Source organism: Streptomyces sp. NPDC088252 (assembly GCF_044740965.1).
Classification (GTDB): Bacteria; Actinomycetota; Actinomycetes; order Streptomycetales; family Streptomycetaceae; genus Streptomyces.
The window spans coordinates 804,285-830,469 of sequence record NZ_JBIURS010000001.1 but is presented as its reverse complement, the minus strand read 5'-3'; the positions used below and the strand labels follow the sequence as shown (position 1 = coordinate 830,469).

General features: G+C 71.7%; 24 protein-coding genes, 1 other RNA gene and 3 pseudogenes. 12 read left to right on the top strand and 16 right to left on the bottom strand.

Annotated features, from left to right (window positions below):
• The first annotated feature begins 139 nt into the window (after positions 1-139).
• The gene (locus ACIOHC_RS03700) at positions 140-1,021 is read left to right on the top strand and encodes a PhzF family phenazine biosynthesis isomerase (RefSeq protein ID WP_351079724.1); all 882 of its coding nucleotides are present in this window, start codon (positions 140-142) and stop codon (positions 1,019-1,021) included.
• A gap of 22 nt (positions 1,022-1,043) precedes the next feature.
• On the opposite strand, the gene ACIOHC_RS03695 is transcribed toward ACIOHC_RS03700, so the two are convergent.
• Together ACIOHC_RS03695 and ACIOHC_RS03690 are read right to left on the bottom strand one after the other, a co-directional pair.
• Positions 1,044-1,973: an NAD-dependent epimerase/dehydratase family protein gene (locus ACIOHC_RS03695; RefSeq protein WP_401841201.1), complete on the bottom strand. Its 930-nt coding sequence runs from the start codon at positions 1,971-1,973 to the stop codon at positions 1,044-1,046.
• Positions 1,970-3,022: a ScbA/BarX family gamma-butyrolactone biosynthesis protein gene (locus tag ACIOHC_RS03690; protein ID WP_401841198.1), complete on the bottom strand. Its 1,053-nt coding sequence runs from the start codon at positions 3,020-3,022 to the stop codon at positions 1,970-1,972. Before ACIOHC_RS03690 ends, ACIOHC_RS03695 begins: the two co-directional genes overlap by 4 nt.
• A gap of 133 nt (positions 3,023-3,155) precedes the next feature.
• Between ACIOHC_RS03690 and ACIOHC_RS03685 the strand changes: the two genes are divergently transcribed.
• Positions 3,156-3,818: a ScbR family autoregulator-binding transcription factor gene (locus ACIOHC_RS03685; RefSeq protein WP_351079715.1), complete on the top strand. Its 663-nt coding sequence runs from the start codon at positions 3,156-3,158 to the stop codon at positions 3,816-3,818.
• Positions 3,819-3,833: 15 nt separating this feature from the next.
• On the opposite strand, the gene ACIOHC_RS03680 is transcribed toward ACIOHC_RS03685, so the two are convergent.
• Positions 3,834-4,646: a class I SAM-dependent methyltransferase gene (locus ACIOHC_RS03680; RefSeq protein ID WP_351079712.1), complete on the bottom strand. Its 813-nt coding sequence runs from the start codon at positions 4,644-4,646 to the stop codon at positions 3,834-3,836.
• A 232-nt stretch (positions 4,647-4,878) separates the two neighbouring features.
• Between ACIOHC_RS03680 and ACIOHC_RS03675 the strand changes: the two genes are divergently transcribed.
• A complete protein-coding gene (locus ACIOHC_RS03675) occupies positions 4,879-5,346 on the top strand; it encodes a hypothetical protein (protein WP_351079709.1) in 468 nt (155 codons plus the stop codon).
• A 28-nt stretch (positions 5,347-5,374) separates the two neighbouring features.
• On the opposite strand, the pseudogene ACIOHC_RS03670 reads toward ACIOHC_RS03675, so the two are convergent.
• Together ACIOHC_RS03670 and ACIOHC_RS03665 are read right to left on the bottom strand one after the other, a co-directional pair.
• A pseudogene (locus ACIOHC_RS03670) lies at positions 5,375-5,485 on the bottom strand (glycosyltransferase family 2 protein); the annotation flags it as partial.
• 15 nt (positions 5,486-5,500) lie between these two features.
• Complete coding sequence (locus tag ACIOHC_RS03665; RefSeq protein ID WP_401841195.1) at positions 5,501-6,391, bottom strand: metallophosphoesterase family protein; 891 nt, start codon at positions 6,389-6,391, stop codon at positions 5,501-5,503.
• Between the two features lie 554 nt (positions 6,392-6,945).
• Here ACIOHC_RS03665 and ACIOHC_RS03660 point away from each other — a divergent pair.
• Positions 6,946-8,100 carry a glutathione-independent formaldehyde dehydrogenase gene (locus tag ACIOHC_RS03660; RefSeq protein WP_351079703.1) on the top strand — a complete coding sequence of 385 codons (1,155 nt, stop codon included), beginning with the start codon at positions 6,946-6,948 and terminating at the stop codon, positions 8,098-8,100.
• Between the two features lie 103 nt (positions 8,101-8,203).
• On the opposite strand, the gene rnpB is transcribed toward ACIOHC_RS03660, so the two are convergent.
• The 3 genes and pseudogenes from rnpB to ACIOHC_RS03645 all read right to left on the bottom strand — a co-directional run.
• An RNA gene (rnpB, locus tag ACIOHC_RS03655) (RNase P RNA component class A) lies at positions 8,204-8,605 on the bottom strand.
• A gap of 53 nt (positions 8,606-8,658) precedes the next feature.
• Positions 8,659-8,992: pseudogene (locus tag ACIOHC_RS03650) on the bottom strand (Uma2 family endonuclease); the annotation flags it as partial.
• Between the two features lie 4 nt (positions 8,993-8,996).
• Positions 8,997-9,086 (bottom strand): annotated as a pseudogene (locus ACIOHC_RS03645) (Uma2 family endonuclease); the annotation flags it as partial.
• A gap of 171 nt (positions 9,087-9,257) precedes the next feature.
• Here ACIOHC_RS03645 and ACIOHC_RS03640 point away from each other — a divergent pair.
• Positions 9,258-10,001, top strand: coding sequence for a MerR family transcriptional regulator (locus tag ACIOHC_RS03640; protein ID WP_351079701.1), 744 nt, complete (start codon positions 9,258-9,260; stop codon positions 9,999-10,001).
• Positions 9,998-10,861 carry a hypothetical protein gene (locus ACIOHC_RS03635; RefSeq protein WP_401841192.1) on the top strand — a complete coding sequence of 288 codons (864 nt, stop codon included), beginning with the start codon at positions 9,998-10,000 and terminating at the stop codon, positions 10,859-10,861. The genes ACIOHC_RS03640 and ACIOHC_RS03635 overlap by 4 nt, the downstream gene beginning before the upstream one ends.
• On the opposite strand, the gene ACIOHC_RS03630 is transcribed toward ACIOHC_RS03635, so the two are convergent.
• Positions 10,806-12,248 (bottom strand): RNB domain-containing ribonuclease, encoded by a 1,443-nt coding sequence (locus ACIOHC_RS03630; RefSeq protein WP_401841190.1) that lies wholly within the window; start codon positions 12,246-12,248, stop codon positions 10,806-10,808. The genes ACIOHC_RS03635 and ACIOHC_RS03630 overlap by 56 nt on opposite strands.
• 159 nt (positions 12,249-12,407) lie before the next feature.
• On the opposite strand from ACIOHC_RS03630, the gene yaaA reads away from it, so the two are divergent.
• Together yaaA and eda are read left to right on the top strand one after the other, a co-directional pair.
• Entirely contained in the window at positions 12,408-13,208 is an 801-nt protein-coding gene (gene yaaA, locus ACIOHC_RS03625; RefSeq protein WP_365688374.1) for a peroxide stress protein YaaA, read from the top strand.
• 71 nt (positions 13,209-13,279) lie between these two features.
• A complete protein-coding gene (gene eda / locus ACIOHC_RS03620) occupies positions 13,280-13,900 on the top strand; it encodes a bifunctional 4-hydroxy-2-oxoglutarate aldolase/2-dehydro-3-deoxy-phosphogluconate aldolase (RefSeq protein WP_351079690.1) in 621 nt (206 codons plus the stop codon).
• A gap of 82 nt (positions 13,901-13,982) precedes the next feature.
• Here eda and ACIOHC_RS03615 read toward each other — a convergent pair whose 3' ends face one another.
• From ACIOHC_RS03615 to ACIOHC_RS03600, 4 genes are all read right to left on the bottom strand, one after another.
• Complete coding sequence (locus ACIOHC_RS03615; protein WP_401841187.1) at positions 13,983-15,272, bottom strand: bifunctional RNase H/acid phosphatase; 1,290 nt, start codon at positions 15,270-15,272, stop codon at positions 13,983-13,985.
• Complete coding sequence (locus tag ACIOHC_RS03610) at positions 15,272-16,015, bottom strand: C4-type zinc ribbon domain-containing protein (protein WP_351079745.1); 744 nt, start codon at positions 16,013-16,015, stop codon at positions 15,272-15,274. The genes ACIOHC_RS03615 and ACIOHC_RS03610 overlap by 1 nt, the downstream gene beginning before the upstream one ends.
• Positions 16,012-16,854, bottom strand: a complete 843-nt coding sequence (locus tag ACIOHC_RS03605; protein ID WP_351079684.1) for a Nif3-like dinuclear metal center hexameric protein — start codon at positions 16,852-16,854, stop codon at positions 16,012-16,014. The genes ACIOHC_RS03610 and ACIOHC_RS03605 overlap by 4 nt, the downstream gene beginning before the upstream one ends.
• Before the next feature lie 222 nt (positions 16,855-17,076).
• Positions 17,077-18,120 (bottom strand): iron-siderophore ABC transporter substrate-binding protein, encoded by a 1,044-nt coding sequence (locus ACIOHC_RS03600; RefSeq protein WP_351079681.1) that lies wholly within the window; start codon positions 18,118-18,120, stop codon positions 17,077-17,079.
• A 197-nt stretch (positions 18,121-18,317) separates the two neighbouring features.
• Here ACIOHC_RS03600 and ACIOHC_RS03595 point away from each other — a divergent pair, with 197 nt between their 5' ends.
• Positions 18,318-19,622 (top strand): hypothetical protein, encoded by a 1,305-nt coding sequence (locus ACIOHC_RS03595; RefSeq protein ID WP_351079678.1) that lies wholly within the window; start codon positions 18,318-18,320, stop codon positions 19,620-19,622.
• Positions 19,623-19,996: 374 nt separating this feature from the next.
• Here the strand turns inward: ACIOHC_RS03595 and ACIOHC_RS03590 are convergent, their stop codons facing one another.
• The 3 genes from ACIOHC_RS03590 to ACIOHC_RS03580 form a co-directional block, all read right to left on the bottom strand.
• Positions 19,997-20,938: a 3-oxoacyl-ACP reductase gene (locus ACIOHC_RS03590; protein ID WP_351079675.1), complete on the bottom strand. Its 942-nt coding sequence runs from the start codon at positions 20,936-20,938 to the stop codon at positions 19,997-19,999.
• 62 nt (positions 20,939-21,000) lie between these two features.
• Positions 21,001-22,077, bottom strand: a complete 1,077-nt coding sequence (locus ACIOHC_RS03585; RefSeq protein WP_351079672.1) for a Zn-dependent alcohol dehydrogenase — start codon at positions 22,075-22,077, stop codon at positions 21,001-21,003.
• Positions 22,078-22,120: 43 nt separating this feature from the next.
• Positions 22,121-22,993, bottom strand: a complete 873-nt coding sequence (locus ACIOHC_RS03580; RefSeq protein WP_351079669.1) for a MaoC/PaaZ C-terminal domain-containing protein — start codon at positions 22,991-22,993, stop codon at positions 22,121-22,123.
• 307 nt (positions 22,994-23,300) lie between these two features.
• Between ACIOHC_RS03580 and ACIOHC_RS03575 the strand changes: the two genes are divergently transcribed.
• The 3 genes from ACIOHC_RS03575 to ACIOHC_RS03565 are packed head-to-tail and all read left to right on the top strand — an operon-like array spanning position 23,301 to position 26,184.
• Positions 23,301-24,221: an ABC transporter ATP-binding protein gene (locus ACIOHC_RS03575; protein WP_389635950.1), complete on the top strand. Its 921-nt coding sequence runs from the start codon at positions 23,301-23,303 to the stop codon at positions 24,219-24,221.
• Positions 24,221-24,940 carry an ABC transporter permease gene (locus ACIOHC_RS03570; protein ID WP_351079663.1) on the top strand — a complete coding sequence of 240 codons (720 nt, stop codon included), beginning with the start codon at positions 24,221-24,223 and terminating at the stop codon, positions 24,938-24,940. The genes ACIOHC_RS03575 and ACIOHC_RS03570 overlap by 1 nt, the downstream gene beginning before the upstream one ends.
• Before the next feature lie 11 nt (positions 24,941-24,951).
• Complete coding sequence (locus ACIOHC_RS03565; RefSeq protein WP_365688369.1) at positions 24,952-26,184, top strand: histidine kinase; 1,233 nt, start codon at positions 24,952-24,954, stop codon at positions 26,182-26,184.
• The last annotated feature ends 1 nt before the right edge of the window (position 26,185 follow it).

Genomic DNA, 26,185 nt, shown 5'->3' with positions numbered 1-26,185 from the left:
GCGGGAAGCGTGCGTGCTGGGGCGCGTCCCCCGGTCGGAGGTCACCCGACAGGCTCCGAGCCCGGCGACCGCGGCCCGGGGCGCCCGTCCGGCCCACCGGCCGGGAATGCCCCGGGCCGCGGCGGGGTTGACCTTCGGCATGACCCAGAACTCAGCCACCGGCATCCTGCGCTACACCGCCTTCTCCGCCGACCCCGAGGGCGGTAATCCGGCAGGGGTCGTCCTCGACGCGTCCGGCCTCGACGACGCGGCGATGCTCGCCGTCGCGGCGGAGCTGGGCTACAGCGAATCGGCCTTCCTGACCGGGCGGTACGAGCCCGGTGACCAGGAGCCGCCCGCCGCCCGGGGGTACACGATCCGCTACTTCAGCCCGAAGGCCGAAGTCCCGTTCTGCGGCCACGCCACCGTGGCGACCGCGCTCGCACTCGCCGAGCGCGACGGCCCCGGCGATCTGGTGTTCAGCACCCCCGCGGGTACGGTCCCGGTCACCGTCACCCAGGAGGGCACCGAACTCCGCGCCACCCTCACCAGCGTCGAACCGGACGTCATGGACATCGCCCCGGACGACCTGGCGGAGGCGCTCGCCGCCCTGGACTGGCCGGCCGCCGATCTCGACCCGGCCCTGCCGCCCCGGATCGCCTACGCGGGCGCCCGCCACCTGGTGCTGGCCGCCGCGACGCGTGAGCGCCTCGCCGACCTCCGTTACGACTTCGCGCGCCTCGAAGCCCTGATGCACCGGCTGGACCTGACCACCCTGCAGCTGGTGTGGCGGGCAGCGCCGGACGTCTTCCACGTCCGCGACCCGTTCCCGGTCGGCGGTGTGGTCGAGGACCCCGCCACGGGTGCGGCGGCGGCCGCCTTCGGTGCCTGTCTGCGCGCCCTGGGACTCGTGGCCGACGCCACGGTCCTCACCCTCCACCAGGGCGAGGACATGGGCCGTCCCGGCACCCTCACGGTCGAACTGCGGGAGGGCGACGCCCGGGTGCGGGTGAGCGGCACGGGCACCCGGATCGGGGAGTGACGCAGTCACGCCCCGCGGGCGGTCACCCGCCGAGGTGACCGCGGTACCACGCGGCGTGCCGGGCGAACCCGGTCGTGAACCCCTCACCCGGCTCCCAGTCGAAGTCCCGGCCGGCCCGTTCGTCCGTGAACCAGTGGTCCACGGCGAGCATGCCGAGGTGGTGCAGGGCGTACGGGACACCGGCGAGCCGTTCACGGGCCGTGTCCACGTCGACGCCCGTGGCTCCCCAGGGCAGCCGCAGCCCGTCGACGACCGTGGACAGCAGCTGCGAACAGCTCACCGGTTCGGGATGGTTGACGTGGTAGACCCCCGCCGTCTCCTTCGGGGAGAGCGCCGCACTCAGCAGCGCCCTCCCCAGCGACCGGACGTCGATCATCGAGTGCCGCGCCTCGCACCCGGTCAGACCGGCCGAGAGCCGCCGGAGCAGCCCGACCAGTCCGGGCACGGCCCACCGGTCCCCGGCCCCGTACACGATGTGCGGGCGCACGACGGCGCCGCCGGCAGCGAGGACGTGCCGCTCGGCGGCGGCCCGGGTCAGGCTGGTGGCCGAGGCCGCGGCGGGCTCGGCCTGTCCGGGCCGCAGCCGGGTGAACGGCCCCCGGCCGTAGACGGATGCCGTGCTCAGATGGATGATCCGGGCGACCCCGCAGCGGGCCGCCTCTTCCATCAGCGCACGAGTTCCTTGATCGTTTACGGACCGGGCGGTCGGTTCGTCACCGCCGATCGAGGAGGCGCAGTGGATCACCGCGTCGACGTCCTCGCAACTGCCGTGCAGCGTCGCGGGATCGGCGAGATCCCCGTACACCGTCTCGGCGTCGGGCCCGGTGGGGGCGGCAAGGGCGGTCCGGTGCGTCATCAGACGCAGCCGGAGACCTGGGACGGACCGGGCCTCGGCCACCACATGGCCGCCGATGAAACCGGTCGCTCCGGTGATGAGTATGCGCGATGTCATGACGGGTCATTCTGCCGGTCGTCCCGCAGGCTCCCCCGGTCGCCCGCCGCATCGTGCCGCGGGTCCGGGGATTCGAGGATGCAGCTGAAGACCGTCTCGCCGTCCTGTGTCGCCGTGACCCGCACCCCGGTCGCCGCGCGGTCGCCGGCCGGCACGGGCCGGGCCTCGACCCAGCACGGGCGGTCGAGTTCCACGTACCGGACGAAGTCCGTCCGCACCGAAACCGGGAGGAAGTAGCGGCCGGGAGAGACGGCGACGGCCGCCTGGCGGGCCGCCTCCAGCAGCAGGATGCCCGGCACATGGTCGTTGGGCCGGGCGAAGAGCGTCGGATGCGCGGAGTCGAGCCGAAGCTGCCAGACGTTGCGCCGCGACGTCGGCGCCAGGACGACATCGCGCTCATCGGTCCTGCCCACCTCGCCCGGCGCGACGGCGGGCAGGAGGGGTATCGGGGCACCGATGAGGTGCTGCCGGTCGCCCCGCAGCCTGCCGTACACCTTGGCCGAGGTGCAGCTGATACGTCCGCCGCCGCTGGCGAGGACGGTGCCGAGGCGGTGCAGGAGCAGTTCGACGTGCATGGAGCCGATGCTCCGGCCGCGCCGCCGGATCCGGGAGCAGGACACATCCACGGTGATGTCCCAGGACGCCTCCCCCACCAGCAGCTGACCGGGCTCGGAGACGTACGCCAGCTCCCACATCACGAACTGGTCCCCCACCGGGACGTCGAACGCCGCGTGCCCCAGGAGCATCGTCGTCTGACGCATGGTTTCCGCGATCAGCAGCGGGTCCTGATGGCGGCCCGACACGGGGGCGAAGAAGCGGTGCGCGTGTGGCCAGCGGGCCGACACCGAGAACTGGGTCTCGGTCTGCCGGGTCCAGCCGGTGGGAAAGATGTCCTCGCCATCGGACCGGTGGACCAGCGGCCCCAGGAGATCCGCCTCGGCCCGTCTCCCCCTCGACGCCGCCCCCTCCGCTCCGGGGATCCCGGTGGATTCGGCGGACCCGGCACCCTCCACGGAGAACGAAGCACTGTGCGAGGTGAGCTGAACCATGAATTTTCCTCCCAGAGGATCCATACCGGGAGGGCAGGCAGCCCCCGCAGTAAGATACTGACAGTCCGGTTTTCCTATCCAGCCATATCCCAGTGGTGCTGACCACGCCACGACTGAGAGAGACTCGTAGCTGATGGCACAGCAGGCGCGCGCGATCCAGACTCGACGGTCGATCCTGGTGGCGGCCGCCGCCGTTTTCGATGAACGCGGCTACAGCAGCGCCACCATCAGCGAAATCCTCGCGCGCGCGGGTGTCACCAAGGGTGCGCTCTACTTCCATTTCACCTCGAAGGAAGACCTGGCTCTCGGGGTGATGGATGTGCAACTGAACAGCGATCCACCGCCCCCGCAACTGACGAAGCTTCAGGAACTGGTCGATCAGGGCATGCTGCTCGCCCACCGGCTCCGCAATGAACCGCTGGTGCGCGCCAGTGTCGGACTGGCCATGGACCAGGCGGTGGAGGGGCTCGACCGGGGCACCCCGTTCCGTGCCTGGATAGACCGGCTCGAACATCTGCTGACCGCCGCGGGGAGCCAGGGCGAGCTCCTGCCGCACGTCAACCCCCGCGAGACCGCCGAGATGCTGGCCGGCTCCTTCTCGGGCATTCAGGCGATGTCCCAAGCCCTCTGCAGGCGCGAGGACTTGGGCCGACGGATCTCGGTCCTGCTGCACTACGTGCTGCCGAGCATCTCGACCCCGGCGGTGCTGGCCACGCTCGACATGGCCGAGGACCGGGGCGAGCGTTTGATCAGCACCATGGGGTCGGTGCCCAGCCGGGCCGGCACGCCGGGCTGACGGAGGGGCGCCGGGTCAGCGGGCGCGGGCGAGGAAGACGTCGGTGACCTGGTGCACGTCGATGCCGCCGCCGTGCGCGTCGAGCAGCCGGCCGATCTCGTCCAGCGCCTGCGCCCGGCTCTCGGCGGGCAGCCCGCGATAGGCGGAGAGCGAGTTCAGATGGCGGAGGTACCGCTCGGTTCCGTACCGCAGATCCCGCCCGAACCGGACCGAACGCAGCTCGGTGAAGCGGCCGTCGCGGCGGCATTCCGCCTCCGGCCAGCGCCGGTCCCAGCTCCCCGGCTCGCCGCCGGAGAGGTCACTTGCCAGAAATCGGTGCGGGGAACCCGTCACACCGTGGCGGACCCCGATGTCCGCCAGCGCGGCACGCAGGCCCGCGTCATGGATTCCGTGCGGGCCGAAGATCAGCGCCGTCGCCCCGCCGGGCGCGAGAGCGGCGTGCACCAGGTCCCAGCGCCGGTCGCGGTCCAGCCAGTTCCAGGCCGAGGCGGCGAACAGCAACCCGTGGCGCCGGCCGCCCGGTTGCCACTGCTCGAAGTCGCGGACCTCGATCCGGACGTTCGGATGTCCGGCGGTGTTGCGGCGCAGCACCTCGGCCATGCGCGCGTCGGGTTCGACGCACACCAGTGGAACCCCCCGCGCGGCGAACGGCACCGTGGCCTTGCCGGTGCCCGCGCCGACCTCCACGGCCCCGCGGTCCCCCAGGTCCGCGTACGCGAGCACCTCGGCGGCCATCGGCTCCGCGTATCCGGAGCGGCCGGCGTCGTACGCCTCGGCCACCTCGCCGAAGACCATCCTGCGGGTGTCACGGTGTTCTTCTGAGGTCACGGGTGCCCCTCGGCTCGTCGATCGGCAGCCGGGTCACCCTACCCACCCGCCACGGGCCGCGCCCCGATGAAGGACCACGCGGCACGGCACGGCGACGACAGGTGGGCGACGACGGGTGCCTGAACAACGGGCGACCGTCCCGCGCGGCTACGATCGCGCGTCCCACAGGTCCGCATCGGGCAGGATCGGTGGCGGCACGCGTCCTCGCGAACCACACCTGGTGGAGGCTCTGATGCAGATCACCTCGTTGCCGCACATCGATGAGCACACGACGGACATCGCGGCGGAGGTCGACGACGTCTGGCGCGGCCTCGGCGAAGAGCTGGACGGGGCTTTCTCACACACCGGGTTTGCGGGCTGCGCGAGACGGGTCGGAGCGGCCGACCGCACGGCATCCGGGCCACGGCCCCTCGCAGCAGGCTCGACGTTTCCCGGTTTCCGGGTCGTCACCGCCGTCCCGGGACAGGAGCTGATCCTCCAGGGCCGCCACCGCTTCTCCTCCTATGCCCTGATCTTCCGGCTCGATCCCGGCGACTCGGGCCGATCCCGGCTGCGCGCCGAAAGCCGAGCCGCCTTCCCCGGCCTGACCGGCGGCCTCTGCCGGCGGCTCGTCATAGGAACAAGGCGGCCATGCGGTCGGCATGCGGCGCCTGCTCTCGGCGGTCCGCCGCCGATGCGAGGACCGAAGTTGAATGCGTGACGCCGGTCAGCCGTCCGTGACCGACCACTCAGAGGACCGGCGGACGCCCCAGCCGAGTCATACGCCACACCGTGCGCCACTTCATCGCCTTGCGCGGGCCACAAGGCGTCCGAATACCCTCACCGAAACCGCCCCACCATGGCCCACGGCCGGATCATGTCGTCCGCCCGGCCGGATCCGGCGCGGTGACGCCCTCGTCGTACGGGAGGATCCGCCGCAGCAGTCCCCTGGGGTGGCCCCGTTGGCGCCACTCCCTGGGGTAGCCGATGGAGACCTCCTCGAAGCGCACCCCGTCGTACCAGGTCGTACGGGGGATGTGCAGATGTCCGTAGACCATGGCCGCCACGTTGAAGCGCCGGTGCCAGTCGGCGGTGAGCTCGGTGCCGCACCACTGGGCGAACTCGGGATACGTCAGGACGTCCATCGGTCGGCGGACCAGGGGCCAGTGGCCGGCGACGACCAGCGGAATCTCCGGATCGTGTGCGGCCAGGCGCCGCTCCGTCTCCGCCACCCGCGCCCGGCACCAGGCATCACGGCTCGGGTACGGGTCGGGGTGCAGCAGGAACTCGTCGGTGCACACCACCCCCGTGCCCTGCGCATACGCCAGGGACTCCTCCTTGGTCGTCGTGCCCGGCGCCCGGAAGCTGTAGTCGTACAGCACGAACACGGGCGCGACGGCCACCGGCCCCTCGGGACCGGGCCACAGCGGGTAGGGGTCCTCCGGAGTGGTCACTCCGAGGCCCCGGCACAACTCGACCAGATGCTCGTACCGTTCCTGGCCCCGCAGCTGCACGCGGTCGTGCTTGGTCGTCCACAGCTCATGGTTCCCCGGGGTCCAGATCACCCGCGCATAGCGGCCCGCGAGCAGCCGCAGTGCCCATTCGACGTCCTCGACCCGCTCCGCGACATCACCGGCGACGATGAGCCAGTCCTCGTCCGAATCCGGCCGGAGGGACGCGGTGATGGGACGGTTGTCCGTCACCCCGACGTGAAGATCGCTCACCGCCAGCAGAGACCCGCGTCTTCCATTGGCACGATCGGTCATGGAGAACCTTTCCCTAAGGGTTGTCCCGTAATCCGTGGTGGATCAGTGCGCGGCGTCGGATGCGGTGCATCGCAAGGCGGAGGGACATCCGCATACCGGATGTATGCGGACGTTCCGACAACGCGGCGAGGTGCCGTAGCTGTCGTCGCGCGCCCGCCAGGGTTGCGGGACAGCCCTCAGGAACACCTGAACAAGATCGTGCCCCATGAGGCGGCCCGGCACATCACCCCTTGTTCGACTGTCGCGTCTGTGTCGCAGGTGTTTCCCGCACGAGAACGTGATCACCGCACTTTCCCGGGTTGACATGCAGTGCCCCGGTGGGACGCTTGAAGGGGTTGCCCGGCAGGGCCGTGCCTCCAGGCCGCGACCGGCGAGTCGACGGAACCAGGTCGGCCGGCACGATGCGCGGCTCACGGTGATTCTTCTCGCCGCCTCCGCTTCTTTCGATGAGGGTTTGTCCGAGAATTCGTGCCGGTACCGCGCAGGTACAGAAATCACAGGCCGTGAATCCCTTCGATCGAGATTCGGAACGCCGAAAAGAAGGAGAGTCACTCATGAAGGCGCTGGTGTACGACGGTCCGCATTCGGTGAGCGTGAAGGACGTGCCGGACGCGAGGATCGAGCGGCCGACGGATGTGCTGGTGAAGATCACTTCGACGAACATCTGCGGGTCGGACCTGCACATGTACGAGGGGCGTACGGACATGGAGACGGGGCGTGTCCTGGGCCACGAGAACATGGGTGAGGTCGTCGAGGTCGGCGACGGTGTGGACCGGGTCAGAGTGGGGGACCTGGTCTGCCTTCCGTTCAACATCAGTTGCGGGTTCTGCCGCAACTGCGACAGGGGACTGACGGCGTTCTGTCTGACCACGCCCGTGGATCCCAAGATGGCAGGTGCCGCGTACGGCTTCGCGGGGATGGGCCCGTACAACGGTGGTCAGGCGGAGTTCCTGCGGGTTCCGTACGGCGACTCCAATTGTCTGGTGCTCCCGGAAGAGGCCCGGGAGAAGCAGACCGATTACGTGATGCTGTCCGACATCTTCCCGACCGGCTGGCACTGCACCGAACTCGCCGGTGTGCAGCCGGGTGAGACCGTCGTCATCTACGGTGCCGGCCCCGTCGGCCTGATGGCGGCGCTGTCGGCGAACCTCAGGAGTGCCGCGAAGGTGATGGTGGTGGACCGTCATCCCGACCGGCTGCGTCTGGCCGAGGAGATCGGCGCGATCCCCATCGACGACTCCAAGGCCTCACCGATCGACCAGGTCAACGAGCACACCAACGGGCTGGGCGCGGACCGCGGGTGCGAGTGCGTGGGCTACCAGGCTCACGACGTGCAGGGGCGCGAGCACCCGAATCTGACGCTGAACAACCTGGTGCACTCGGTGAAGTTCACCGGCACCATCGGGGTCGTGGGTGTCTTCCTGCCCCATGATCCCGGCAGTCCGGACAAGCTGTACAAGGAGGACGGCGAGGTCGCCTTCGACTACGGCCTGTACTGGTTCAAGGGCCAGTCGATGGGCACGGGGCAGGCGAACGTCAAGGCCTACAACCGCCAGCTGTGCGCGTTGATCGAGCAGGGCAAGGCGAAGCCTTCGTGGATCGTCTCCCACGAGCTGCCGCTGGACCAGGCACCCGACGGCTACCAGCATTTCGACGCGCGGGACGACGGTTGGACCAAGGTCGTCCTCCACCCCGACGGTACCGGCTGAACCCGGCCCGGTCGCCCTACGGCCTGCCACCCGAGGGCGACCGCGAAGGGGCCCGCCGTTCCGGAACGAAGAATCCGTCCCGACCTGTCACAGGTCGGGACGGCAGACGAGTCGGGCTGTACGCCGGGTTCTGTCGCCCGGTCGCCTCGCGGCGGCCGGGGAGACGGCCATCCATCTAGGACCGGCATTGCTGCCGGCCTCGTGCGGTCTACCCGCGAACTCGGGCGGGCAGCCCTCGAACATTCGCGCAGGGCCGTCTCGCGACGGCCCCTCTTGACCTTGCTCCGGGTGGGGTTTACCTAGCCGCCTGAGTCACCTCAGGCGCTGGTGGTCTCTTACACCACCGTTTCACCCTTACCGAGGACCGAGGTCCCCGGCGGTCTGTTTTCTGTGGCACTGTCCCGCGGGTCACCCCGGGTGGCCGTTAGCCATCACCCTGCCCTGTGGAGCCCGGACGTTCCTCGGGGAGATCCGAGGATCCCCACGCGGCCGTCCGCCCGGCTCGTCTGCCGTGCCGACCATGCTACCCGCCCGGCCGGGGGCGCCGGACGGGGTGGCTCAGACGAACGCCTCGGTCTCCAGGTCGAAGGCGAAGGGGGCCGGAAGGGTGAGCGACTTGCCGAACGGGATCGTGCAGTGCTGACGGTAGTCGTCCCCTCCCGGCTCGCTGAACAGCGTCACCGAGGACTCCTCGCGGTCGACCGGCAGGTACAGGGGGATGGGGCCGCGGGCGTAGCAGTGCCGCTTGTCCGTGCGGTCGGCGGGGCTTGGTCGACGTGACCTCGACGACGAGGGCCACTCCCTCGCACGGCATCCAGGGGTCCGCTCCCCGGTACGGACGCAGCTCGGTGGGGGCGAAGGTGCCATCGGGGATGACGTGGTTCCTGGGGCAGCGTGGCCCGGAAGCCCTCCGGCGTATCCAGCGCCAGGAAGCCCTCCAGCAGGACGTCCGCCTGCGTGAGCGGTTCGTGCGGCATGGCAGTCATGTCACGCCCCATCCTCGGTCGCTCGCCAGATTGGGACATCGATGGATCCGCCGTCCGTGAGGTGGGGCCACTTCCCTCGATCGTGGCACGGGAGGGAGCGCGGTTGCCGGATCCCCAGGGGTGGGGGTGTGCGCTTGACCTTGCCGCAGCGTCAAGGTTTCTACTGGCTCCATGCGCATCGGAGAGATCGCCGCGCTCGTCGGGGTCACCTCGCGGGCGATCCGGCACTACCACCACATCGGACTGCTTCCCGAGCCCGCACGCCGGCCCAATGGCTATCGCGCCTACGGCGTGCGGGACGCCGTGGTGCTGGCCCGGATCCGGCGTCTCACCGAGCTCGGGCTCGGGCTGGACGAGGTACGGGATGTCCTCGCCGACGACTCCGGGCGTGAACTCGTCGACGTGATCGTCGAGTTGGATGCCGACCTGTCCCGGCAGGAGGACGAGATCCGGGAGCGGCGGCGTCGGCTGGCCCGGCTGCTGGACGGGCCGGTGAGCGCCGACGAGCCCGTATCGCCCGCGCTGGCCGAGCTGCTGGGCGCGGCCGCGGCCACCGACTCCCCGACGGCCGCCAAGGACCGGGAGCACCTGGTGCTCCTGGACACGGTGGGCATCAGCAGCGAGGTCTACGCCGCGATGAGGCCACTGGCCGAGGACCCGGCCGCGAACGCGCTGTACGAGCGGCTGGACGCACTGGTCGGGGCGCCCGTGGACGATCCCCGGGTCGCCCCGCTCGCCGCCGACCTGGCCGCCGCCGTGCCGGACGAGGTGCTGGCGGCGATCCCTTCCGACGGGCCGGTCACGGCGGGGTTCGGCCAGGCTCTGCTCGACGAATACGCGCCCGCGCAGGCCGAGGTGGTGCGCCGGGTGATGGCGGCCCTGGCGGCGCGTGTGGCGGGGAAGGGGACGGGATGAGCGTGCGGATCGCGCGGTGGGCCGTGGGCGCCGCGCTGACGGTCGAGCTGGGCCTGGGCGGCTGCCTGCTGGCTGGGGCCCGGATCCCGGGGGCGGTGCTGCTCGGCGCCGAGGCGCTGGTGATCGGCGTGCTCGGGTTCGAGGCCATGGCCCTGTGGCGGCTCCGGCGCGCGGGGCGGCGGGCCGGTGCCGGACGGCGGGCGGCGATGGGCGCGGCGCTCCGTGCCCTCGTACCCGACAAGGCGCGCCGTCTCGTCGCGCACGAGGTGCGTGGCCTGCACAGTCTCGGGCTGTGGGTCCTGCGGCGGCGGCACGGTGTACCGGAGGGCGCCCTCGCCGTCCCGTACACCGGGCCGCAGACCGCGATGCTGTACGGTCTGGCCTTCGTCGCCGTGGTCGAGACGGTGATGCTGGCGCTGCTGGTCCCGTGGCCGGTCGTGCACGCGGTGCTGCTCGTGGTCGATGTGTACGGGGTGGTCCTGGTTCTCGCCTTCCACGCCGCGTGTGTGACCCGGCCGCATGTCGTGGACGCCGACGGGGCGCTGCGCATTCGGTACGGGGGGTTGTTCGACCTGCGGGTTCCCGCCGACGCGGTGGCCGGTGCACGGGTCGAGCGGAGATATCCCGAGGGCGGGCCGGTGCGGACGGAGGCGGACGGGGTGCTCGACCTCGTCGTGGGCGGTCAGACGACGGTGACCGTGGAGCTGGACTCCCCGTTGGAGTTCGTCCGGCCGCTCGGGAAGCGCGGGTGGGCGCGGACGGTGCGGTTCCACGCGGATGACCCGGGCGCCGCCGTGGCCGCGCTCACACGGGGGCGAAGAGGACCTTCGCGGTGCCAGGATCCGCCTGGGCGAGCCTGACCCGCAGCCGCTCCCCCAGCGGAAGCTTCTCCGTGCCGCCCTCGACCCGGGCGACGACGGCCGGGACGTCGATGTGGACGGTGCCCGTGGTGGGCTCCTGGTCCAGCACGTCGACCACGTACGCGTCGAAGACCTCGCCGATCCGGTCCTTGAGCAGCGCGGCCTCGACCACGTCGACGCACTCGCGCTCCACCGTGTTGGCGCGCCTGGTGCCGTCCGCCATCTCCTTCGGCAGGCCGGGCAGGGCGGCGAGAACCCATTCGGGCGGGGCGTGTTCCGCGACCGCGGCGAGGCACAGCTCGGCCGTGTACCGGTCGACCAGGCGGCGCAGCGGGGCGGTGCAGTGGGTGTAGAGGTCGGCGACCGCGGCGTGGACGGCGGGGGTGGGGAGTTCACCGTGTTCGAAGGCGGTGTAGCCGGCGCCGCGCAGGAGTGTGGTGCACTCCTGGAGAAACGCGGCGTGGTGGGCCTTCCTCGGGTCGAGGGAGCGGACGACCTGGGCGTACGGGACGTGGTGCGGCCAGTCGATGTGCAGCGCCTCGGCCGAGCGGCGGAGCCGGGCCACGGCGCCGTCCGGTGCGACCGGCAGGGTCCGCAGGACACCGGTCCCGGTCTCCGCCATGAGGTGGGCGGCGGCCATGCCGGTCAGCAGGGAGATCTGGGCGTTCCAGCCGTCGGCGGGCAACGGGGCGCGGTATTCCAGGCCGTAGGTGCTGTCGTGCGCGACGACCTCCTGCTCGGGCACGTTGAGGGAGATGCCGCCGCGGGCGACCTCCTGCTCCTCACGGAGCCGTCCGATGTCCCGGAGCAGTGCCACGGGCTCTTCGGCGGTGCCCGTGTCGATCTGCCGCTGGACGCCCGCGTAGTCGAGTTTGGCGCGGCTGCGGACGAGGGCCCGGTGCACCGAGGTGGCGACGACGGCGCCCTCGGCGTCGAGGTCGATCTGCCAGAGCGCGGCGGGGCGGGTCTGCCCGGGGAGAAGGCTGGCGGCGCCCTCGGAGAGCGAGGTGGGGTGGAGGGGGACCTTGCCGTCGGGGAAGTAGAGGGTCGTCACCCTGCGGTGGGCCTCGGCGTCGAGTGCGCCACCCGGGCGTACGAAGGCGGCGACATCGGCGATGGCGTAATGCACGCGGAAGCCGTGACGGCGGCGTTCGAGATGTACGGCCTGGTCGAGGTCGGCCGATGTGGGCGGGTCGATGGTGAAGAGCGGCAGGTCCGTCGCGTCCTTGTGGCTCGACACCGCCGGGGCCACCGCTGCCTGCGCCGCCTCGGCGAGGACGTCGGACGGGAAGCCGTGGGGCAGTCCGAGTTCGGTGCGCAGCTTGCGCAGGGCCGCCCTCAGCGGGGTGTCGGCCGACCCGGTCATGTGGAGATGGCGGCGGGGCATGGATCGAGCGTATGGCGGGTCGGGCGGGGCGGCATCCCGGGTGCCGGACAGGCTCCGGTCGGCCTCCGGCGCCCCCGTACGCTGGGGCGCGGGCCTCCGCGGCCCGCCCGCCTGCCCGCCTGCCCGCCTGCCCGCCTGCCCGTAAGAAGGAGAACCGCCGTGCTCGTGCTGTTGCCGCCCTCCGAAGGAAAGGCCGCGTCGGGGCGCGGAGCACCCCTGAAGCCGGAGTCGCTGTCGCTGCCGGGGCTGGCCGCGGCACGGGCCGCGGTCCTCGACGAACTGGTCGAGCTGTGCGCCGCGGACGAGGAGAAGGCCCGTGAGGTGCTCGGGCTGAGCGAGGGGCTGCGCGGCGAGATCGCGAAGAACGTCGAACTGCGGACGGCGGGGACGCGTCCGGCCGGGGAGATCTACACGGGGGTGCTGTACGACGCCCTGGACCTGGCCTCCCTGGACGCGGCGGCCCGCCGACGGGCCGGCAGGTCGTTGCTGGTGTTCTCCGGACTGTGGGGCGCCGTGCGGGTGGGCGACCGGATTCCTTCGTACCGGTGCTCGATGGGCGTGAAGCTGCCGGGGCTCGGCGCGCTCGGGGCGTACTGGCGCGGTCCGATGGCGCAGGTCCTGCCGGAGGCGGCCGGGGACGGGCTCGTTCTGGACCTGCGGTCGTCCGCGTACACCGCGGCCTGGAAGCCGAAGGGTGAGGTGGCACAGCGCACGGCGAGTGTGCGCGTTCTGCACTCCCGGATGGTGGACGGGGTCGAGAAGCGGTCCGTGGTCAGCCACTTCAACAAGGCGACGAAGGGGCGGTTGGTCCGCGATCTGCTGGTGGCGGGCGCACGGCCGAAGGGGCCTGCGGAGCTGGTGGAGACCTTGCGGGAGCTCGGATACGTGGTGGAGGCCGAGGCCCCCGCGCGGCCCGGCCGGGCGTGGTCGCTCGATGTCGTGGTCACCGAGATCCACTGATCCCGGAGTTCGCATTGCAACATGCGCAACACTCGTTGCGTACGATGCTGCGGGCACGCAAGATGGGGCGCATGACCTCCTCTGTGCTGGACCTTGCCCCCGTCGTCCCCGTTGTCGTCCTGGAGGACGCCGCCGACGCGGTGCCGCTCGCCAGGGCCCTGGTCTCGGGCGGGCTCCCGGCCATCGAGGTGACGCTGCGCACCGCCGCGGCCCTGGACGCGATCAAGGCCATCGCGGCCGAGGTGCCGGACGCGGTGGTCGGCGCCGGCACGGTGATCTCCGTGTCGAACGTCTCCGACACCGTTGCCGCGGGGGCCCGGTTCCTGGTCAGCCCCGGCTGGACGGACGCACTGCTGGACGCGATGAGGGCGTCGGGGGTGCCGTTCCTGCCGGGCGTGTCCACGACGTCCGAGGTGGTCGCGCTGCTGGAGCGCGGGATCACCGAGATGAAGTTCTTCCCCGCCGAGGCGGCGGGCGGTACGGCGTATCTGAAGGCGCTCTCCTCGCCGCTGCCGCAGGCCCGGTTCTGCCCGACGGGCGGCATCTCGCCCGCCTTGGCACCGTCCTATCTGGAGCTGCCCAACGTCGGCTGCGTGGGCGGCAGTTGGATGATCCCGGCGGAAGCGGTGGCGGCGAAGGACTGGGCCCGGGTGGAACGGCTGGCGAGCGAGGCGGCGGCGCTGCGCGGCTGACGGGGACGGGCGCGGGCACGACGGCCGCTCCCGGCGCGGCGGGCACCGGTCGCGGACGCCCGCTGCCGCCCGCCCCTGCCTCCTACCTCAGATGCGACGTGTCGTTCAGCAGCCTGAGCGACGCGTTCCCGTCCGCGTAGTACGCCACCGCGGACACCGACGCCGCCGAGAGTTCCATCCGGAACATGGCCTCCGGCGGGGCACCGAGCGCCAGCCGGACCAGGGTCTTGATCGGCGTCACGTGGGTGACCAGGAGGACCGTGCGGCCCGCGTAACGGGCGGTGAGGCGGTCGCGGGTGGCGGCGACGCGACGGGTGACCTCGGCGAAGCTCTCGCCACCGCCGGTGGGGGCCGCCTTCGCGGAGCCGAGCCAGGCGTCCAGGTCGGGGCCGTAGCGCTCACGCACCTCGGCGAACGTCAGCCCCTCCCAGGCGCCGAAGTCCGTCTCGCGCAGGCCGTCCTCGATCCGGACCTCCAGACCGAGCCGGGACGCCACCGCGGCCGCCGTCTCGCGGCAGCGGCGCAGGGGGGAGCTGACGATCTCCTCGATCGTGCCCCGGGCAGCCAGCGACCGGGCGATGAGTTCGGCCTGGTGGCGGCCGGTCGCCGAGAGTTCGGGGTCGCTGCCGCCGCTGCCGGAGAACCGCTTCTCGGGGGTGAGGGCCGTCTCGCCGTGCCGCAGCAGTACGAAGGTGGCGGGCGCGCCGAGATCGGGCGCCGCACCCCAGCCCTGCCGAGGGGCGGACGGGGACGCGGCTGCCGCGGCCGGTTCCGCCGCCGTTCCGGTTCCCGGGCGCGCGGACAGTGCCGCACGGGCCCTGGCCGCGCCCGCCGCCGCGTCACCGGGCGGGCCCGAGACGGGCGGCAGGTCGGCGGTGGTCGAGGGCCGGGGGGTGTCGAGGGCGGCCGTCGACGACGACGGCTCCCACTGCTCGCCGCGCCTGCCGGCGTCCATCGCCTCGTTGGCCAGCCGGTCCGCGTGCTTGTTCTGCTCGCGCGGGATCCACTCGTACGTGACGACGGAGGCCGGCAGGATCCTGGCGGCCTCCGCCGCGAGCGGCTTCATGTCGGGGTGCTTGATCTTCCAGCGGCCCGACATCTGCTCCACGACCAGCTTGGAGTCCATCCGGACCCGCACCCGCAGCGCACCGTCCGCCGAGGCGTCCGGCACCAGCGCCTTCGCCGCCTTCAGGCCCGCGATGAGGCCCTTGTACTCGGCGACGTTGTTCGTCGCGACGCCGATGTACTCGGCGGCCTCGGCAAGGGTCTCCCCGGTCGCCGGGTCGATGACGACCGCTCCGTAACCGGCGGGCCCGGGATTGCCCCGGGAACCGCCGTCGGCCTCGACGACGAGCTGGCGCGGCTGGGTCATTACAGGCCCGACTCCGCCGTACGGACCAGGATGCGGCGGCAGTTCTCGCAGCGCAGGACGGTGTCCGGGGAGGCCGCCTTCACATCGTTGACCTCGGTGATGTTCAGTTCGAGACGGCAGCCCTCGCAGCGACGCTGGTAGAGGCGGGCGGCACCGACCCCGCCCTGCTGGACGCGGAGCTTGTCGTACAGCTTCAGCAGGTCCGCGGGGACGGAACCGGCGACGAGCTCACGCTCCTTGGTGACGGTCGCGGTCTCCTCGTCGAGCCCCTTGGTCGCGGCATCGCGGCGGGCGGTCGCGTCGTCGGCCTTGGCCTGGACGGCGGAGACCCGGTCGGACAGTTCGGCGACGCGCTCCTGGGCGGACTCGCGGCGCTCCATCACTTCGAGGACGACGTCCTCCAGGTCGCCCTGCCGCTTGGCCAGCGAGGCGATCTCGCGCTGGAGGCTCTCCAGGTCCTTCGGGGAGGTGACCGCACCCGAGTCGAGGCGCTGCTGGTCGCGGGTGGCGCGCTGGCGCACCTGGTCGACGTCCTGCTCCGCCTTCGTCTGCTCGCGGGCGGTGTCGCTCTCCTCGGTCTGCGAGGCGACCAGCAGGTCACGCAGTTGCGCGAGGTCGCGCATGAGCGTCTCGATCTCGGTGTGCTCGGGCAGCGACTTGCGCCGGTGCGCAAGCTGCGACAGACGTACGTCGAGGGCCTGGACGTCGAGGAGTCGGATCTGGTCGGCGGGCGCGGCGTTCAGTTGGGGGCTCCAGAAGAGTGGTGGGTGGTGGTGGTCCAGGGGTCGGTGACCTGCTTCGAGACATGGACCCGAAGGCCCCATCCATGGCGGTCGGAAATCGCGTCGAGCTGCGCCGCGGCCTGTTCGCACCAGGGCCATTCGGTGGCCCAGTGCGCGGCGTCGATCAGGCCGAGCGGGGAGTGCTGGATGGCTTCGGAGGCCGGGTGGTGGCGCAGGTCGGCGGTGAGGAAGGCGTCCACACCCGCCGCGCGCACCGCGTCGAAGAGGCTGTCGCCGGAGCCGCCGCTCACCGCGACGGTGCGCACCGTCGCCGTCGGGTCCCCCGCGAGCCGGATGCCCTGCGCGGTGGCGGGCAGCCGCGCCGCGGCGCGGGCGGCGAAGTCGGCCAGGCTCTCGGGGTGGTCGAGCACACAGATCCGGCCGAGGCCGCGACGGCCCTTGGGGTCGGCCGGGTCCGGTACGAGGGGCCCCTCCACGCGCAGGTCGAGCGCGCCGGCGAGGGCGTCGGAGACACCCGGATCGGCGGTGTCGGCGTTGGTGTGGGCGACGTGCAGCGCGACGTCGTGCTTGATGAGGGTGTGCACGACCCGGCCCTTGAAGGTGTCGGCCGCGACCGTCGTCGTACCCCGCAGATAGAGCGGGTGGTGGGTGACGATCAGCTGGGCGCCGAGCCTGAGCGCCTCGTCGACGATCTCCTGGACGGGGTCGACGGCGAAGAGCACACGGTCGACCCCGGAACCGGGGTCCCCGCAGACGGTGCCGACCGCGTCCCATCCTTCGGCCCGCTCGGGCGGCCAGAGAGCGTCGAGCTCGGCGAGGACTTCAGACAGACGGGGCACAAGGAAAAGGCTACCTGCCCCCGGTGCCCCGTCGCCCATGGCCTCGGCGACCCGTGCGAACGGACCTAAGCGCTGCCGGACCCGGTCGTCGGCAGGCCGCGGTGACCCGGAGGACGGCCGCGCGGCCCCCGGCGCCGCGAGCGGGGCGCCGGGGGCCGCGATCGCGCGTGCCCCGGGGGCGTGCGGCCGGCCGGCGGCCCGACGACAGAAACGGGGAAATCGTTACTTCACGAGGTCGGCGCGGAGGTCGTCGAGGACGAGATTCGCCGCCGTGACACCGAGTCCGAGGTACCAGGTCTCGTCGGAGACGTCCTTGGCCCGACCGTCCTTGACCGCCTTGAGGTTCTTCCACAGCGGGTTGGACTGGGTGGTGTCGCGCTTGGTGGCCTTCACGTCCCCGTAGACGCCGGTGAAGATCCAGTCGGCGTCGGCCTCGTCGATCTTCTCCGGGCTGATCTCCGCGGCGAGGTCGTCGATCTGCTGGTTCTTGGGCCGCGGCAGACCGACGTCCTCAAGGATCGTGCCGATGAAGGACGCCTTGGCGTAGAGCCGGATCCGGTCCGGCAGGTAGCGGACCATGGAGATGGTCGGCTTGTCCGGGCCGATGTCCTCGCCGAGCTTCTCGGCCTTCGCCTCGTAGTCGGCGAGCTCGCTCTTCGCCTTGGCGGTCTTGTCCAGTGCCGCCGCGTTGAGGAGGTAGTTCTCCTTCCAGGTGAAGCCCGGACGGATGGAGAACACGGTCGGCGCGATCTTGGAGAGGGCGTCGTACTTGTCGGCGGCGCGCAGCTGGCTGCCGAGGATCAGGTCGGGCTTCAGGCCGGCGATCGCCTCCAGGTTGAGGTTGTTGATCGTGCCGACGTTCTTGGGGTTGCCCGCGTCCTTCTTCAGGTACGAGGGAATGGCCGCGTCCCCCTCGGAGGGGGCGTAGCCGACCGGCTTGACGCCCAGCGAGACCACGTTGTCGAACTCGCCGACGTCCAGCACGACGACGCGCTTGGGGGCGGACTTGATCTCGGTCCTGCCCATGGCATGGGTGAGGGTCCGGGGGAACTGGCCCGCCTTGGCGTCCGTCCCGTACTCCGCCGTCTTCTTCGCGGCGTCGGCGAAGTCCTTGCCGCCCGTCGCGACGGCCGCCTTCTTGTCACCGCCGCCCTCGGACTCGGCCGAGCCGGCCGAGCCCCCGTCGTCGCTCCCGCAGGCCGAGAGGGAAAGGGCGGCGGCCACCGCCAGGCCGACTGCGGCAGTACCGCGGCGACGAAGGGACATCACTTGCTCCAGTCGAGGATCACGCAACTCTTGCTTAGGGATGCCTAACCTTAGTCACCTGCTTCGCGGCGAGCACAGGCACCCCCTCCCTCTCAGGCGAACCCGGCCATCACCACCCTTATGTGTGAAGAGACAGGTCTCGCGTTGTTCGGCAGGAAGTGCGAAAACTAGCTTCGGGTGCCGGAGGTGACCAGTCCATGACTGCCTGTGCCATCGAGAACGGGGCCGAGGGGCCGGCCGGGGCTGCCGGAGACACGGCCCCGGCGGACGACGAGCCGGTCGCGACCGGTGGGACGGAGATATCGCCCGAGCAGGCCGCCGCACCCGGTGCATGGGGCGGATCCGCCACGCCCTGCGGGGCAGGCCTCGCCCCGGCCTCGTTCACGATCGCCGCCGACGGTTCCTACGCGGCCCGGCTCGCCCTGCGCGATGTCGCCGCGGAGCCGTCCGACGAGGCCGTCCGGGCGTGGTTCGTGGAGCGCTGGACCCTCGACGGGCACGAGCCGTACGCCGTGCCGCTTCCCCTGGACCAGCCGGAGGAGCCGGACTCCGAGGTACTGCCGCTGACCGACGGACGGGTGCTGATCCGGCGTCGGGTCGCGGACCGGCATGCCTTCTCGCTGCTCTATCCGACCGGCCCCGGTACCGGTGAACTGCCCCTCGGTGCCGTCGGATGCGCGCGTCTGACCCTGTTGCCGCCGTCACCGGACGGCGCGAGCGCCTACGCCCTGTCGGTCGGCGCGCACTCCACCACCGTCTGGCTGGTGGCGGGCGGCGCCTTCGGCCCCGAGCGGGTCGCGGAGGTGCCGGGGCTCTGCTCCGGCGGGATCTGGCTGGACCGGGCGGGACGGATGCTGGCCCTGGACCGGGAGATGCCGGGCGGCGGTCCGGTCAAGGCGGTCGCCGTGGACCTGGAGCGGGGCGGCGAGACGACACCTCTGCTGCAGATCGCACCGGACAGCGACGACCGGCTGCTGCTGGCCGACGCGGACAGCGGGCTGCTGCTGATCCGCTCGGACGCGCCGGGGCACGACCGGCTCGGGTGGGGGGTGCTGGGCAGCTGTCTGCCGGTGCGTTTCCCGGAGTGTCTGAGCCCGGCGGATGTCACGGTGACACCGTTCGCCGTCCAGCCCGGGCAGACCCTGATGCCGGAGAGCTGCGCGGTGGCCCTGCGGATCGACGGGGCGGCGGGCAGCTGGGTCGGGGTGTGGCGTCCCACGGGGCGTCGGCTGCATCAACTCGCCGCCCCCGAGGGGTGGCAGGCCGGTCGCGGGGTGTGGACCCGGGACGGCGTGCTCAGACTTCCGTACGCCAACGAGAACGTGGCGTGCGGGGTGGCGCTGCTGGAGGCGCCGGAGGAAGGGGAACACGGCGCGGAACCGGCGAAGGAGGCGGGCGCGGAAAGCGGTATGCAACCGTCCGCCGCCGCTGCGACTCTTCCCGTGTGCAGGCCGGTTCCACTTGCGCAGGCGCCTCTCACGGGACGCACGGCGCCTGGTTAAAATCCTGGGCCTGGGCCACGCAGCCGTCGTCGACGGTCGCCGATGGCGACCGCGCCGTGTCGCGGTGGCGTGATCGGCCCTGGTGACACACACGTAAGCGATCACAACGGGGTGACTTCCCACATGTCTGAAGCCCGAACCGACACGACCCAGACGCGTCCGCCGGTGGCGGACGCGAAACGGGCCGAAGCCGGCGGCTCCGGAAAGCACCGAGGGGGTGTGTCGACGGAGGACACGTCGGCACAGCCGCACGGCCGCCACCGGCGCCCCTCCGAGGGGGACGGCCGGGCGGCCTGACCGCGCGGAACATCAACGAGGGACGGGTGGGCCCCGGCAGCCGGACGGCTGCCGGGGCCCACCCGTGTCCGTGCCGGTCAGCCCCGCTTCAGACCGAGCACCTCCGCAGCGGCGAAGGTCTCGTTCGGCGGTCGGTCCTCGTAGTACGGGGAGATCAGCTCGTCCAGCTCGTCGAAGGAGAACGTCTCCTTCGACGAGTCGAACTTGGCCGCCACCCTGGGGCGTTCGACGATCGCGACCATCCCGCCGTGCACGACGAGCAGTTGCCCGTTGACCTTGGCGGCCGCCGGGGAGGCCAGATAGCCGACCAGCGGTGAGACGTGCTCGGGGGCGAGTGCGTCGAGCCGGCCGTCCGCCGGTTCCTGGAAGCCCGCGAAGACGTCCTCGGTCATCCGGGTACGGGCCCGCGGGCAGATGACGTTGGCGGTGACGCCGTACTTGGCCAGGGCCAGGGCCGTGGAGGTGGTGAGGCCGACGATGCCGCCCTTGGCCGCCGCGTAGTTCGGCTGCCCCGCCGATCCGGCCAGGAACGCCTCCGAGGAGGTGTTGACGATCCGGCCGTGGACCGGACCGCCGGACTCCTTGGAGCGGGCACGCCAGTGGGACGCGGCGAAGTGCGTGGTGTTGAAGTGGCCCTTGAGGTGGACCCGGACGACGGAGTCCCATTCGTCCTCGGTCATGGAGAAGATCATCCGGTCGCGCAGGATCCCGGCGTTGTTGACCAGGATGTCGAGCTTTCCGTACGTGTCGACGGCCAGTTCCACCAGGGCGCGGGCCTGGTCGTGGTCGGAGACGTCGCCGAGGTGCGCGACCGCCCGGCCGCCCGCCGCCCGGATCTCCTCGGCGACCTCCTCGGCCGGGGTCGCGGACGCCTCGCCCGAGCCGTCGCGGCCCGGCTGTCCGTAGTCGTTGACGACGACGGACGCGCCGAGCCCCGCCAGTTCCAGTGCCTCGGCGCGTCCGAGGCCGCGGCCCGCGCCCGTGACGATCGCGGACATGCCGTCCAGGGGAAGTGACATCGGAATCTCGGAGTCCTCTCAGGTGGGAACAAGGAGGGAGCAGGACGGGAGCAGAGCCGGGATCAGAGTTCGACGCAGGTACGCAGCGACTCGCCGGTCCTCATCTGGTCGAGGGCGTCGTTGATGCCGTCGAGCCGCACCCGGTGGGTGATCATCGATTCCAGGTCGATCCGGCCGGCCCGCCAGAGCGCGATGGCCCGTTCGTACGACCGGAGCACGTCCCCTCCCCCGTACATGGAGGGCAGGATCCGCTTCTCGTCGAAGAACAGCTCGAACATGTTGGCCTGGAAGTTGTCGTCCATCGCGCCCGCGCCGACGATGCAGAGGGTGCCGCCGCGCCGGGTGTTCTCGTACGCCGTGCGAGCCGTGGCGGACTTGCCGACGACCTCGAAGACGTAGTCGAAGCCCTCGCCCGCGGTGATCCGCTGCTTGGCGTCGGTGAGTTCGTCCGGGGACACGGCCTCGGTCGCGCCGAACCGCAACGCCGCCTCGCGCCGGGAGGCCACCGGGTCCACGGCCACGATCTGGGCGGCGCCCCGCACCCTGGCGCCCTGGATCGTGGAGATGCCCACTCCTCCGCAGCCGATGACGGCGACCGACGAACCCGTCTCCACCTGTGCGGTGTTGATGGCCGCTCCCAGCCCCGTGGTCACCCCGCAGCCGATCAGTGCGGCGATCTCGAACGGCACGTCGTCGGGGATCGGCACCGCGCAGCCCGCGCCGACGACGACCTCCTCGGTGAAGGTGCCGGTGCCCGCGAAGCCGAAGACGTCTCCCCCGGGGCGCTTGAAGTTGGGGGTGCCGGCGTTCATGAAGCCGGCCAGGCAGAGATGGGTCTGGCCGCGTCTGCAGGACGGACACGCCCCGCAGGCGGGCAGCCAGCAGACCAGCACCCGGTCCCCCGCGCTCAGCCCGGTGACGCCGTCGCCGACGTCGACGACCTCGCCCGCGCCCTCGTGGCCGGGGATGAAGGGGGCGGGCTGCGGCAGCACCCCGTTCATCGCGGAGACGTCGGAGTGGCACAGTCCGGTGGCCCGGATGCGGAGCCTCACCTTGCCGGGGCCGAAGCCCACCGCCTCGACGTCGTCGAGGACCTCCAGTTTGTCCTGACCGATCTCGTGCAGTACGGCTGCGCGCATCGTGCGGCTCCCCTCATGGGTCCGTGGACCTCTCGGAGTTGGTTCAGGAGTGTTCGACGAAGGTGTCGCCGAGGACCGGGGCGTCGTCCCGCTCGACGGCCCCCACCTCGACCCGGACGCGGTCCTCGCCGGTCCACATCCGGATGCGGAGGGTCTCGCCGGGGAAGACGACCCCGACGAAACGGGTGCGGTAGGAGCGGATACGGGTCACGTCACCGCCGAGCACCGTGTCGGTGACGGCCTTCAGTGTCATTCCGTAGGTGCACAGCCCGTGCAGGATCGGCCGGTCGAAGCCCGCCAACCGGGCGAACTCGGGGTCGGCGTGCAGCGGGTTCCAGTCCCCGGAGAGCCGGTACAGCAGCGCCTGGTCGGGCCGGATCGGCCGCTCCACCACATGGTCGGGCGCGGCCTCGGGACGGGCGACCCGTTCGGACGGTCCGCGATCACCGCCGAAGCCGCCCTCGCCGCGGACGAAGATCTGGGCGTCGTTCGTCCACAACGGGCCCTCGTCGTCGGCGGCTTCGGTACGCAGCACCAGTACGGCCGCCTTGCCCTTGTCGTACACCGCGGCGACCTTCGAGGTCTGTACGGCGGTGCCCTTCACGGGGATGGGCCGGTGCACGCGTACGGACTGCCCGCCGTGCAGGACGGCGGCCAGGTCGATGTCGACACCGGGCGAGGAGAGCCCGCCGACGACGCCCGCGCCCGCCCCCGCGACGGTGGCGAAGGAGGGCAGCACCCGGAGCCGTGACTCCAGGGTGTAGCGCAGTTCGCCGGGGTCGGTGGCCGGGTCGGCCCGGTCGGGGTCGGCTCCGGCGCCGATCCCCAGGTGGTAGAGCTGCACGTCCTTGTGGTCCCAGCTGATCCGGGTGGACCGCGGTTCGGCGGCGACAGCCTTTTCGGCATCAATGGGCATGGCGAAGCTGCTCCTTGATGGTGGGAAGACCTCGGCGCGGCCGTCCGCACCATCGGCCGCACCGAGGTCGTGCGGGACCGGCCGCCACGCCCCGTTCTAGAACGCGTTCTAGCCGATGCCCCCATGTATAACGCAGCGCCCAGCAGTTGTGAAGAGCGCTGCTGACGCCTCGTCAGGTCTGTTCTCGGACGCGTCGCTCACCCATGACAAATGTCATCGCGAAGTCCGTACGCACACCCCTGCCGGGCCTCGGGCCCGTTTCCGTAGCGTCGTGGCCATGAAGCAGACAACGGGGAATCCGGCCGCGGTGGACCTCACCGGGGCGGTCAAGACCTTCGGCCGGGCGGGCCGGACCGTACGGGCCGTGGACGGTATCGACCTGTCCATCGGCCGCGGCGAGACCGTCGCCCTGCTCGGCCGCAACGGCGCGGGCAAGTCCACCACCATCTCCCTCCTGCTGGGGCTGGACGAGCCGGAGTCCGGCAGTGTGCGGGTGCTGGGCCGAACCGCCGAGCAGGCGGTCCGGGCCGGTCTGGTCGGCGCGATGCTCCAGGACGGGCGGCCCATCCAGCGGGTCACCGTCCGCGAGCTGATCACCTTCGTCGCCTCGACCTACCCGCGGCCGATGCCGGTGGCCGAGGCGCTCGCCCTGGCGGGCGTCACCGGGTACGCGGACCGGCGCGTCGACAAGCTCTCCGGTGGCCAGACCCAGCGCGTCCGTTTCGCCGTCGCGCTGGCCGGCAACCCGGAACTGATCGTCCTGGACGAGCCGACCGCCGCCCTGGACGTGGAGGCGCGCCGGACGTTCTGGGAGTCGATGCGGGCCTACGCCCGGCGCGGCAACACCGTCCTGTTCTCCACCCACTATCTGGAGGAGGCCGACGAGAACGCCGACCGGATCGTCGTCATCGACCGGGGCCGGATCGTCGCGGACGGGAACGGCGACACGATCAGGGGCTCGGCCGGCGGCAGCCTCGTCTCCTTCGACCTGGCGGGCCGGCCGACCGAGGGCCTGGAACTGCTGCCCGGCATCGTCACCGTGGAGGTGACCGGGGACCGCGTGCTGCTGCACACGGACGACTCGGACGCCACCGTCGTGGAGCTGGCCCGCCTCGGCCTGATCCATGGCCTCCAGGTCTCCCGGGCCACGCTGGAGGACGCCTTCCTCGCCCTCACCGCACCGGCCGCCGGGGCAGCCCCGACCGATACCGAGAAGGAGATCGCGTGATGTTCCGCTACATCGTGCTGGAGGTACGCCGGACCCTGCGTGACGGCTTCTTCCTGATCTTCGGGACCGGGATGCCGGTGATGATGTACCTGCTCTTCACCAACATCGGCGGTGGCGCTGCCGATGAGTGGAAGACGGCCTCGATGGTCGGCATGGCCGCGTACGGAGCACTGGGTTCCGCCATGTCGATCGGTACCGGGGTCGCCTCCGACAGAACCCTCGGCTGGCTGCAGCAGATGCGGGTCACCCCGCTCGCCCCTTCGCACGCGGTCGTGGGCCGGGCGATCAGCGGTTCGGTGACCGTACTGCCGACGATCCTGACGGTGCTGCTGGCCGGCGGACTGGTCGACGGGGTACGGCTGTCCGCCTGGCAGTGGACCGCCCTGACGCTGCTGCTGTGGATCGGGGCGCTCCCGTTCACCCTGCTCGGTCTCGGCAACGGCTACCGGCTCACTCCGCAGGGCACCGGGGTCGTCAACATGGCCTGTCTGATGGGCTTCGCGATCGCCGGCGGGCTGTGGTTCCCGCTGGAACTGCTTCCCGGGTGGCTCCGTTCGATCGGCCGGTTCACCCCCGCCAACCGGTTCGCCGACCTGGGCTGGGCGACCACCGACGGACACGCGCCCGGCAGCGGCACGATCGCCGTGCTCTGCGCGTGGCTCCTGCTGTTCGGTACGTACGCCGTGATCTCGTACCGTCGGTCCGCGAGGACCGTGTGACAGGAGTGGACATGGCCAGGAACCGGACGGATCGGTGGACGGGTGCGCGTCGGGCACGGCGCGCACAGCGGTGTGAGAACCAGCGCCCGGGCCCGCCCGGACCGTACACCCTGCTGCCCTGGCTGCTGATGGGCATGGGCGCCTTCTCCAACCTCTTCCAGGGCGAGGCGCCCAACCCCTGGCTCGGCGGTGTCGGGCTGTTCGTCTTCAACTCGCTCTACATCTCGGTGGCGTTCCGCGGCTTCGACAAGAAGAAGCGCGAGAGCCCGGTGTCGTACTGGCTGCTCGCGGCGATGGCCGTCGTCACGTTCGGGCTCGCGATCGGCTACGGCGGAAGTTGGCTGCTGTTCTTCCCGCTGCTCTCGCTGGCCTGCGGCACCATACTGCGCGACCGGCGGCTGGCCGTCGGTCTGCTCTCGCTCTCCGTGGTGGCCACGGTCATCGCCGTGTGGCGCGGGGACGGCGGCTCCGCCCCGTGGACCATCGGGTACGGCACCTTCATCTCCGGCGCCGTGACCGCCGCGATCCTCACCCTCGCGGAGACCGTGATGGAACTGCGCGCGACCCGGCAGGAACTGGCCCGCACCGCCGTCGAGAAGGAGCGGCTGCGGTTCTCCCGCGATCTGCACGATCTGCTGGGCCACACGCTCTCCGTGATCGTGGTCAAGTCGGAGGCCGCGCGCCGACTGGCACCGCGCGACATGGATGCGGCACTCCTCCAGGTCGCGGACATCGAGTCCGTCGGCCGCCAGGCCCTCACCGAGATCCGTGAGGCCGTCACCGGCTACCGCGAGGGGAGCCTCGCCACCGAACTGGACCGGGCCCGCTCCGCGCTGACCGCCGCCGGGATCGAACCGGTGCTCCGCCGCTCCGGACCACCGCTCGCCCCGCAGGCGGAGGCGCTGCTGGGCTGGGCGGTGCGAGAGGCCGTCACCAATGTCGTGCGCCACTCCCGCGCCACCACCTGCACGTTCGTGGTCGACGGCATGCCCGAACGGGTCCGGCTGACGGTCACGGACGACGGCTACGGACCGGACCCCGACGCACCGGCCACACCCGGCATCGGCGGCACCGGGCTGACCGGCCTGACCGAGCGCCTCGCCGCGGCGGGCGGCTTCCTGAAGGCGGGCCCGGGGCCGGAGCGCGGCTTCGTGCTCACCGCCGAACTGCCGGTGGACGGGCCGCACCCGACGGACGGGAAACCGGCCGCCGGGCACGCCCCGAGCCATACGCTGGGCCGGTGAA

Bases quoted from the DNA above. Each gene is read 5' to 3' on its own strand.
- ACIOHC_RS03700 (WP_351079724.1), top strand. From the start codon at position 140: ATGACCCAGAACTCAGCCACCGGCATCCTGCGCTACACCGCCTTCTCC.
- ACIOHC_RS03695 (WP_401841201.1), bottom strand. From the start codon at position 1,973: ATGACATCGCGCATACTCATCACCGGAGCGACCGGTTTCATCGGCGGC.
- ACIOHC_RS03690 (WP_401841198.1), bottom strand. From the start codon at position 3,022: ATGGTTCAGCTCACCTCGCACAGTGCTTCGTTCTCCGTGGAGGGTGCC.
- ACIOHC_RS03685 (WP_351079715.1), top strand. From the start codon at position 3,156: ATGGCACAGCAGGCGCGCGCGATCCAGACTCGACGGTCGATCCTGGTG.
- ACIOHC_RS03675 (WP_351079709.1), top strand. From the start codon at position 4,879: ATGCAGATCACCTCGTTGCCGCACATCGATGAGCACACGACGGACATC.
- ACIOHC_RS03665 (WP_401841195.1), bottom strand. From the start codon at position 6,391: ATGACCGATCGTGCCAATGGAAGACGCGGGTCTCTGCTGGCGGTGAGC.
- ACIOHC_RS03660 (WP_351079703.1), top strand. From the start codon at position 6,946: ATGAAGGCGCTGGTGTACGACGGTCCGCATTCGGTGAGCGTGAAGGAC.
- ACIOHC_RS03640 (WP_351079701.1), top strand. From the start codon at position 9,258: ATGCGCATCGGAGAGATCGCCGCGCTCGTCGGGGTCACCTCGCGGGCG.
- ACIOHC_RS03635 (WP_401841192.1), top strand. From the start codon at position 9,998: ATGAGCGTGCGGATCGCGCGGTGGGCCGTGGGCGCCGCGCTGACGGTC.
- ACIOHC_RS03630 (WP_401841190.1), bottom strand. From the start codon at position 12,248: ATGCCCCGCCGCCATCTCCACATGACCGGGTCGGCCGACACCCCGCTG.
- eda (WP_351079690.1), top strand. From the start codon at position 13,280: ATGACCTCCTCTGTGCTGGACCTTGCCCCCGTCGTCCCCGTTGTCGTC.
- ACIOHC_RS03615 (WP_401841187.1), bottom strand. From the start codon at position 15,272: ATGACCCAGCCGCGCCAGCTCGTCGTCGAGGCCGACGGCGGTTCCCGG.
- ACIOHC_RS03600 (WP_351079681.1), bottom strand. From the start codon at position 18,120: ATGTCCCTTCGTCGCCGCGGTACTGCCGCAGTCGGCCTGGCGGTGGCC.
- ACIOHC_RS03595 (WP_351079678.1), top strand. From the start codon at position 18,318: ATGACTGCCTGTGCCATCGAGAACGGGGCCGAGGGGCCGGCCGGGGCT.
- ACIOHC_RS03590 (WP_351079675.1), bottom strand. From the start codon at position 20,938: ATGTCACTTCCCCTGGACGGCATGTCCGCGATCGTCACGGGCGCGGGC.
- ACIOHC_RS03585 (WP_351079672.1), bottom strand. From the start codon at position 22,077: ATGCGCGCAGCCGTACTGCACGAGATCGGTCAGGACAAACTGGAGGTC.
- ACIOHC_RS03580 (WP_351079669.1), bottom strand. From the start codon at position 22,993: ATGCCCATTGATGCCGAAAAGGCTGTCGCCGCCGAACCGCGGTCCACC.
- ACIOHC_RS03570 (WP_351079663.1), top strand. From the start codon at position 24,221: ATGTTCCGCTACATCGTGCTGGAGGTACGCCGGACCCTGCGTGACGGC.
- ACIOHC_RS03565 (WP_365688369.1), top strand. From the start codon at position 24,952: ATGGCCAGGAACCGGACGGATCGGTGGACGGGTGCGCGTCGGGCACGG.